Here is an 8,538-nt window from a genome sequence, read left to right as displayed (position 1 = left end):
GGCCCGGCCGGCCGCGAGCCCGGCCAGGGTGTCGCCCACGACGCTGAGCGCGGCGGGGGCACGGACGAGCTCGGCGACGTCGGCGAGGCCGGGAAGCCCGGCCGTCTGCCGTGTGTTCGTCGGCTGAGTGTTCGTCTGCCGTGGGTCCGTCAGCCGCGCGCCCGTCTGCCGAGCGTTCGTCGGCCGGGGGCTCATCGGCCGACCTGTGCCGCGGCGCCGCGCACCCACTCCTCGACAGCCCGGGCCTGGTCGGCGGCGTCGTGCACGTCGGAGCCCCAGGGATCCTTGAAGAAGAAGCCCAGCTCCGGCACCGGACCACTGATGCCGGCGGCGTGCGCGAGCGCGAGCAGGCGCGCCAGGTCGAGCACGAGCGGCGCGGCGAGCATCGAGTCGTGCGCGCTCCACGTGGTCTGCAGCGTGAGCCGCGACCCGAGGAAGCCCTCGACGTGCACGTGGTCCCAGGCCACCTTGGTGTCGCCCAGGTCAGGCACGTTGTCGATGTGCAGGGGAGTGGTGTCGCTGCCGGTCAGCGCTGTCAGGCCCCGGTTCTTGCTGGCCAGCTTGCTCCGCACGGCGTCCGGGTCGGCGAGGGTGGCGCCGTCGCCGCCGCCCAGCAGGTTGGTGCCGGCCCACGAGAGCACCTTGAGGCCGCGGGCGGCGAACGCCGGCGCCAGGACGGTGCGCAGCCAGGTCTGCCCGGTCTTGCCGTCCTGCCCGGCCACGGGGATGCCGCGCTCGCCGGCGAGCCGGGTGAGCGCGGGCAGGCCCATGCCGGCCGACGGCGTGAAGGCGGCGTACGCGGCTCCGGCAAGGATCGCCGCGTACGCCGAGACGGAGGACGCCGGCAGCACGGCGCGGGCCGGGTCGGCCAGTGCCGCGAGCAGCGCGTCGACGTCGTCGTGCTCAGGTGCCGGGTCCACGGGCGGCTCGGTGGAGGACAGGTCGATGACGACGACCCGTGCGAGGTCGTGCCGCTCCTGGAACGACGTGATGTCAGCGGCGAGCCGCTCGGCGACGGCCTGCTGCGACTCGGTCCGCGGGCCGTCTGCGTGTGGGCCGTCGGCGTGCGAGCCGTGCGGGTCGTAGCCCGGACGCACCTCGGCGTCCGCCCGCTCGAGGGCGTCATGGGTGGCGGCGAACAGGCGCGGCCCGATCATGCCGGTCTCGACCAGGCACTCCGCGCGCTTGGTCATGGTGACCGAGGAGATGTCGTGCCCGCCGACGACGAGGTCGGCGAACGCCGGGAGGCCGGCCGAGGCGAACGGCTCCCGCGCCGTGACGCAACCCGTCGGTGGTGCCTGACCGTCGGCGATGGCCGCGAGTCCCACCGTGGCGGTACTCGCCACCGATCCGCGGGCCCCGACGAACCAGATCCCGGTCCGCTCGGCGGCTTTGTGGCGTGCAGAGGCGTGGTGCATCATCGCTCCCCATTCCGACGACGTCGTCGCGAGCACGCTAGTCCCACTTATGGCGATTAGCAAACAAAAGTTCAAAGTCGTTCGCGATAAGCGAGATTCCCGACATCGACCGGATCTCCGCGGTCGGCCCTGCCGGGGCGACGAGCCGGGTGTTCGCGGACGCTCGTCGCCCGGCTGGTGGTCACTGCTTCCGCGGACCGCCCGGCTGTGGCACCATGACCCGCATGAATCAGTGCCTCACCCTGAGCTCCACCCTGCGACAGGTGATCATCATTTCGTAGCGCGTCCGGCGAGAACCGCACCGGACGCGCAGACCTTCCACACCCTGGAGGGTCTTTTTTGTTGGCCTGAAGATCTGACCTCAGCCACGCAAGCCAGACACATCGTTGGGAGCATCGATGACCACCGCCTCGTTCCAGGTGTACGACACGACGCTGCGTGACGGCGCGCAGCAGGAGGGTATGAACCTCTCCGTCTCCGACAAGCTCGCGATCGCGGCGCTGCTCGACGAGCTCGGCGTCGGCTACATCGAGGGCGGCTGGCCGGGGGCCGTACCCAAGGACACCGACTTCTTCGCCCGGGCCGCCACCGAGCTGACCCTGAAGAACGCGGTGCTCGCGGCGTTCGGCGCCACCCGGCGCGCGGGCGTCCGCGCGGGCGACGACCCTCAGGTGCGGGCGCTGCTCGATGCCGCGACCCCCGTGGTGACCCTCGTCGCCAAGTCCGACGTGCGGCACGTGGAGCGCGCTCTGAAGACGACGCGGGCCGAGAACCTCGCGATGATCGGCGACACCGTCAGCTTCCTGGTGGGCGAGGGGCGCCGCGTGGTGCTGGACGCCGAGCACTTCTTCGACGGCTTCCGGTTCGACCGGGACTACGCGACCAGCGCCGTCAGCACCGCGTTCGAGGCCGGGGCCGAGGTGGTCACGCTCTGCGACACCAACGGCGGCATGCTGCCCACCTGGGTCGGCGAGATCGTGAGCGAGCTGCGGGCCGGCACCGGCGTCGGGCCGGAGCAGATGCTCGGCGTGCACGCGCACAACGACACGGGCTGCGCCGTCGCGAACTCGCTCGCCGCCGTCGAGGCGGGCGCCACGCACGTGCAGGGCACGGTCAACGGCTACGGCGAGCGCACCGGCAACGCCGACCTCGTCACGGTCGTGGCGAACCTGGAGCTCAAGGCCGGCATGACCCTCCTGGCGGACGGCGGCCTGCGCGAGGCCGCCCGGATCTCGCACGCCATCAGCGAGATCACGAACATCTCGCCGTTCGCGCGCCAGCCGTACGTCGGGGCGAGCGCGTTCGCGCACAAGGGCGGCCTCCACGCCAGCGCCATCCGGGTCGACCCCGACATGTACCAGCACACCGACCCGACGCTGGTCGGCAACGACATGCGCATGCTGGTCTCCGACATGGCGGGCCGCGCCTCGATCGAGCTCAAGGGCCGCGAGCTGGGCTTCGACCTGGCCGGCCAGGGCGAGCTGCTCTCCCGCGTGACCAACCGCGTGAAGGACGACGAGGCCGCCGGCTACACCTACGAGGCCGCCGACGCCTCGTTCGAGCTGCTGCTGCGGTCCGAGCTGGGGCAGCGGCCGGACTTCTTCACCGTCGAGTCGTGGCGCACCATCGTCGAGACCGTCCCCGCGGGCGCGGCCCCGCCGTCGGTCCACGCGCCCGACGCCGTCGCGGTGGCCGAGGCGACCGTCAAGCTGCGCGCAGGCGGCGAGCGGATCGTGACGACGGGGGAGGGCAACGGCCCCGTCAACGCGCTGGACCAGGCGCTGCGCACCGCGCTGTCGCAGGTCTACCCGGAGCTGGCCCGGTTCGAGCTCATCGACTTCAAGGTGCGGCTGCTGGACACCGAGCTCGGCACCGACGCGATCACGCGGGTACTCACCGAGACCAGCGACGGCGAGCGGTCTTGGTCGACGGTGGGCGTGGGGCCGAACGTGGTCGAGGCAGCGTGGGAGGCCGTGACGGAGGCGTACGTGTACGGCCTCCTGAAGTCGGGCGTGGACCCGCGCCCGTGACCGGGTTGGCTCCGGCTCCGCCCCGGAAACGTTGAGTGCGGGGTATTTGTGGGTCCGACGCCCGTCGGACCCACAAATACCCCGCACTCAACGGGTCTCGATCAATGAGCGGTCTAGCGGCAGGTCAGGCGACCGGGGCCGGCGGGCGCTGCTCGGCCTTGGTGGTCCCGAAGTCCAGGCGCTGGTCGCGCACCGCGTCGTACGTCGCCTTGATCGCGATCGACGAGCGGTCGTAGGTGCGCTGCGCGACGCGGACGAACAGGTAGTCCACGACGGTGAGCTGCGCGATGCGGCTCGACATGGCGCCCACCCGGAACTGCGTCTCGCGGGCCGTGGTGGCCAGCACGACGTCGGACACCAGGCCGATCGGGGCGTCGGGGAAGTTCGTGATCGCCGCCGTCAGCGCGCCGCGCTTGCGGGCGATCTCCAGGGCCTGGTTGGTCTCGCGGGTCTGGCCCGAGTGCGAGACGGCCACGGCCACGTTGCCGGGCTCGAGCAGCGCCGACGAGGCGAGCTGCTGGTGCGGGTCGGGCGAGCTGAACACGAAGACGCCGATACGCTGCAGCTTCATCGCGAGGTCGGCCGCGGCGAGGTTGGACGACCCGACACCGTAGACGTCGACCCGCTTGGCCTCGGAGATCGCCGTGGCGACGCGCTCGATCGCGTCGGTGTCGATCATGCGGGCCGTCTCCTCGATGGTGCGCGCCTCGTGGAACGCGATCTTGGAGACGACTGCCTCGATGTCGTCGGTCTGGTTGATCTCGCCCTCGGCGATGCCCGACCGCTCCATCTCGACCTCGCGGCGGCTCGTCGCCTGCGCCAGGTCGATACGGAACTCGGGGTAGCCGGCGTAGCCGACGGCGCGGCAGAACCGCACCACGGTGGCCTGTGACGTGTCCGCGTGCCCGGCGAGCTCCGTGATGGTCGAGGCGACGACGGTGTTCGGGTCGTCGAGGACCGTCTGCGCCACCCGCGCCTCCGCGGGTCGCAGGGTCGGCAGTGCGCGCCTGAGTCGGACGAGGACGTCACCTGTCATGTCGCATCTCCCGGAGTGGTGTGGTGAGGCTGGGTCGAGAACATACACCTGTACCGGGGATCCGGGCACAGCACGTCAGTGAAGGACCATGCGGGTGACTGCCGTCGTTCACTGAAGCTCGTCACCGGGCAGGTCGGTGGCCGACAGCTGGGCCGTGAGCACGTCGGCGGCGCCCACGTCCTCCGGCGTGTCGCGGCTGGTGTGGTGGCCGTCGACGCGGATGGTGAGCCACGGGCGGAACCCGGTCACCGAGTGGGGCGCCTCGCGCAGCCGGCGGGCCAGGTGGAGCGCGCCGTCGAGCGGCGAGCCCTGGCTCGGCACCAGCGAGACGTCGGGGCGGTCCTCCGAGAGGTGCTTGGTGAGCGACACCGTGAGCGGCGACTCCTCCTGGACCAGGCGACCGGTCGTGGAGGCCAGCGGCGGGATGTCGCGGCCCAGCGCACTCGCGAGCGTGTCGGCGAGGTGCCGGCCGGCCTCCTCGAGGATGCGGATCGACGTGCCGTCGCCCTCGGCGGCCGCGATCATCACCTCGGGAGCCATCGACGCGAGCTGCTTGGCGCGCTCGGCGTTCTTGTAGAACTGGTTGGGCCAGCTCTCGATGAGGCCGAACTTGGCGACGGCCGCCTCGAGCAGGCGCTTCGAGGCGCCACGGCTCGCGCCGTCGTGGTAGCGACCGGCGGCGCGCAGCGCCTCTCCGCCGACCCAGACGCCCGCACCGAGGTCACCGAGCAGGTGGCCCCAGCCGTCGGCGCGACGCCAGCGGTTCACGCCGTCGTAGCCGAACGCCACGGCGCCGGTACCGACGGACAGCACCGCACCGGCGCGTCCGCGCAGGGCGCCGAGGTGGGCGGTGAGCGCGTCACCGGCGACGGCGGTGCGGTTGGTCCGCAGCTCGCGCGCCAGGATGTCGTGGATGTCGAGCGGCTTCTCGACCAGGGAGGTCAGCCCGGTCACGCCGACGGCGGCCGAGGAGACGGGTGCGGTGCTGCCGTCGCTCATGCCGTGGTGGCCCATGCGGGCGGCCCACGCGTTGAACGACTGGCACAGGGAGGCGACGACTGCCGAGGCGTCGCTGCCGTGGTGGTTCACCTTGACGGCGCGCCCGCTCAGGCTGATGCGCTCGGGGTTCACGGAGTTGCCGAACTCGGCGACAAGGCGCGAGCCGCTACCGCCTACGTCGAGAGCGACGACCCAGGCGTCAACGGCCTCGACCGCCACTCCATCAATACCCTGTGAGAGTTCCGACACCAGGTCATTCTGACACGAAACCAGGGCAAGGTTGTCTAAAGAGAAGAGGAAATTCTGGTCTGTTCTGCTGCGCCTTCTCGCCAAATATCGGACGTGCCCGACGTCGGCGCCTGCCTTCCGTACCTAAGGCGGCTCCGACGTCGGACACCACAGGCACCGTCGCCTAGTGTGAACACGTGCGAGGAGAGTTCAAGGTTCCACTCGGAAAACTGGTTCGTGTCGAGACCGAGGTGGACTCGGCGGCGGGACCACCAGGCCGCCTGGTGGGCACCCGGGTCAGCGGAGACTTCTTCCTGGAGCCCGACGAGGCCCTGGAGGCCATGGGTGAGGCCCTCGACGGGATGCCCGCCGACGCCTCCAAGGCGCAGCTCGCGGAGGCGGTGCGGACCGCCCTGGACGGTGCCACCGCCGTCGGCTTCGACGCCGACGCCGTGGCCGTCGCCACCCGGCGCGCGCTCGGCCACGCGACGGCCTGGGACGACCACGAGTTCGAGGTGATCCGCACCCCGGCCGTCTCGCCGCTGCTGAACGTCGCGCTCGACCAGGTGCTCACCGAGGAGCTGGGCGCGGGGCGCCGCGGGCCGACCCTGCGGTTCTGGGAGTGGGACGAGTCCGCGGTGATCATCGGGTCGTTCCAGTCGCTGCGCAACGAGGTCGACACGGAAGGGGCCGTGCGGCACGGCGCCCGCGTGATCAGGCGGATCTCGGGGGGTGGGGCCATGTTCATGGAGCCCGGCAACACCATCTCCTACTCCCTGTACGTGCCGGGCTCGCTCGTGGACGGGCTGAGCTTCGAGCGGTCCTACGCGTTCCTCGACGACTGGGTGATCGGCGCACTGCACGGGCTCGGGATCGACGCAACGTACGTGCCGCTGAACGACATCGCGTCGCCGGCCGGCAAGATCGCCGGCGCCGCCCAGAAGCGGCTCGCCGGGGGCGCCGTCCTGCACCACGCGACCATGGCCTACGACATGGACGCCGACAAGATGACGGACGTGCTGCGGATCGGCCGCGAGAAGCTCAGCGACAAGGGGACCCGCAGCGCCAACAAGCGCGTGGACCCGCTGCGGTCGCAGACGGGGCTGACCCGCGCCGAGGTGCTCGACGCGCTGGAGGCCGCGTTCCGCGAGCGGTACCGGACCGTGCGGGGCGAGGTCACGCCCGACGAGTGGCGGCGGGCCCAGGCCCTGGTCGATTCGAAGTTCGGCACACCGGAATGGACCGCGCGCGTGCCTTAGCGGCGGGCGAAAAGAGGGCGTGCCATGATGGCCAATCACGGTTTGGTAACACCCCTAGCAGATGCGTCACCCGGTCAGTAATCTCCACGCAATGCCGCGTATTGGGAATTTCATTTCTTGGAAATGTGACCTGGCTACTCTCGCGGCTCTCGGCGCACGACCCAGCGCAGGACCAGCGGAAGGAAGCCCAGACGATGACCCGAGCGATGCGACGTTCCCTGGCGGCGGCAACCGGAGCAGTGCTCGTCGCGGCCACGGCGGCCGCCTGCGGCGGCGGTGGCGGCGGTGACAGCGAGGGTGACGGCACCCTCAGCGTCTGGATCATGCAGGGCACCAACCCCGACGCCGAGGACTTCTTCGCCGACGTCTCCACGGCGTTCGAGGAGGAGACGGGTGCGACGCTCGACGTCGAGTTCGTCGAGTGGGGCGACGCCCACGACCGGTTCGTCACCTCCATCGCGGGCGGGACCACCCCCGACGTCGCAGAGACCGGCACCACCTGGACCCCCGAGTTCGCCGACGCGGGCGCGCTCGCCCCGCTCGACGAGTACGTCGACGGCGCCGGGGTCACCGACGACCTGGTCGAGGGCCTGGTCGAGGCGGGCACCTACGACGAGCAGCTCTACGGCATGCCCTGGTACGCCGGCGTGCGCTCCCTGGTCTACAACACGGAGATGTTCGAGCAGGCCGGCGTCGAGCCGCCCACCTCGTGGGCCGAGCTGGAGGACGCCGCGGCCGCGCTCAAGAAGGAGTTCCCCGACAAGGTCGCCGTCGCCGTGCCCGGTGACGCCGAGTTCACCGTCTACCCGTGGGTGTGGGCCGCGGGCGGCGAGGTCGCCACGCTCGACGGCGGCACCTGGACCTCGGGCCTCGACAGCCCGGAGGCGCAGGAGGGCATCGGGTTCTGGACGGGCCTGGCCACCGAGGGCGGGTACTCCTCCAGCGGCGCCACCACCTGGCGCGAGACCGACGTGCTCGACTCGTTCGCCGCGGGCGACGTCGGCATGGCCGTCATGGGGTCGTGGACCCCGGGCGCGATCGTCGAGGCCAACCCCGACATGGAGGGCAAGTTCGCCGCCGTGCCGATCCCGGGCCAGGACGGCGGCATCGCTCCGTCGGTACTCGGCGGGTCGCACCTGAGCATGTTCGAGACGGCCGACGACAAGGACCTCGCCTGGACGTTCGTCGAGATGATGACGACCGGCGAGTTCGCGCAGCAGTGGGCCGAGCAGTCCGGGTACTTCCCGGGGCAGGTGTCGCTGCTGGACGAGACCCTGGCCAGCACGGACCCGCTGGTGGCGCCGTTCGCCGAGCAGTTCGTCGACGGCGGCGCGTCCGTCCCGGCCGCGCCCACGTACGGCGCGGTGCAGGCGAAGCTCACCACCAGCACGATGATGCAGTCGATCCTCTCGGGTGACGCCGACGTCGCCACGGCGTCGACCGCCGCCGCCGAGGAGATGACGAGCATCCTGAATGGCGCTGGATGACGGCGCCCGCCCCGCCCACGCCTTCGACACGCGCGCCGGCCCCCGCCGGGGCCGTCGGCGATGGCGACGGTGCCGGTGCCG

The 8,538-nt window shown here is 71.5% G+C and carries 6 protein-coding genes and 1 pseudogene; 3 read left to right on the top strand and 4 right to left on the bottom strand.

Translation table 11 applies throughout. The features are described 5' to 3' along the window. Both PROKR_RS37130 and PROKR_RS29840 read right to left on the bottom strand, forming a co-directional pair. Positions 1 to 195 (bottom strand): annotated as a pseudogene (locus tag PROKR_RS37130) (hypothetical protein); the annotation flags it as partial. After that, entirely contained in the window at positions 192 to 1,418 is a 1,227-nt protein-coding gene (locus PROKR_RS29840; RefSeq protein ID WP_051433519.1) for an inositol-3-phosphate synthase, read from the bottom strand. The gene PROKR_RS29840 and the pseudogene PROKR_RS37130, both read right to left, overlap by 4 nt. A 398-nt stretch (positions 1,419 to 1,816) precedes the next feature. On the opposite strand from PROKR_RS29840, the gene cimA reads away from it, so the two are divergent. Next, positions 1,817 to 3,448, top strand: a complete 1,632-nt coding sequence (gene cimA, locus PROKR_RS29835; protein WP_036971431.1) for a citramalate synthase — start codon at positions 1,817 to 1,819, stop codon at positions 3,446 to 3,448. 124 nt (positions 3,449 to 3,572) lie between these two features. On the opposite strand, the gene PROKR_RS29830 is transcribed toward cimA, so the two are convergent. After that, positions 3,573 to 4,484, bottom strand: a complete 912-nt coding sequence (locus PROKR_RS29830) for a MurR/RpiR family transcriptional regulator (RefSeq protein ID WP_051433511.1) — start codon at positions 4,482 to 4,484, stop codon at positions 3,573 to 3,575. A 108-nt stretch (positions 4,485 to 4,592) separates the two neighbouring features. Continuing rightward, on the bottom strand, positions 4,593 to 5,732 hold the full coding sequence (locus tag PROKR_RS31190) for an N-acetylglucosamine kinase (protein ID WP_169736647.1): 1,140 nt from the start codon (positions 5,730 to 5,732) through the stop codon (positions 4,593 to 4,595). 176 nt (positions 5,733 to 5,908) lie between these two features. Between PROKR_RS31190 and lplAB the strand changes: the two genes are divergently transcribed. After that, positions 5,909 to 6,970 carry a lipoate-protein ligase LplAB gene (gene lplAB, locus PROKR_RS29820; protein WP_036971428.1) on the top strand — a complete coding sequence of 354 codons (1,062 nt, stop codon included), beginning with the start codon at positions 5,909 to 5,911 and terminating at the stop codon, positions 6,968 to 6,970. A 194-nt stretch (positions 6,971 to 7,164) separates the two neighbouring features. Next, complete coding sequence (locus tag PROKR_RS29815) at positions 7,165 to 8,457, top strand: sugar ABC transporter substrate-binding protein (RefSeq protein WP_245606033.1); 1,293 nt, start codon at positions 7,165 to 7,167, stop codon at positions 8,455 to 8,457. Positions 8,458 to 8,538 lie beyond the last annotated feature (81 nt).

Origin of the sequence: Promicromonospora kroppenstedtii DSM 19349, assembly GCF_000515355.1 — a bacterium.
GTDB lineage: Bacteria > Actinomycetota > Actinomycetes > Actinomycetales > Cellulomonadaceae > Promicromonospora > Promicromonospora kroppenstedtii.
Note: the sequence above shows the minus strand (reverse complement) of the source record. Positions and strands in the feature narration are given on the sequence as shown.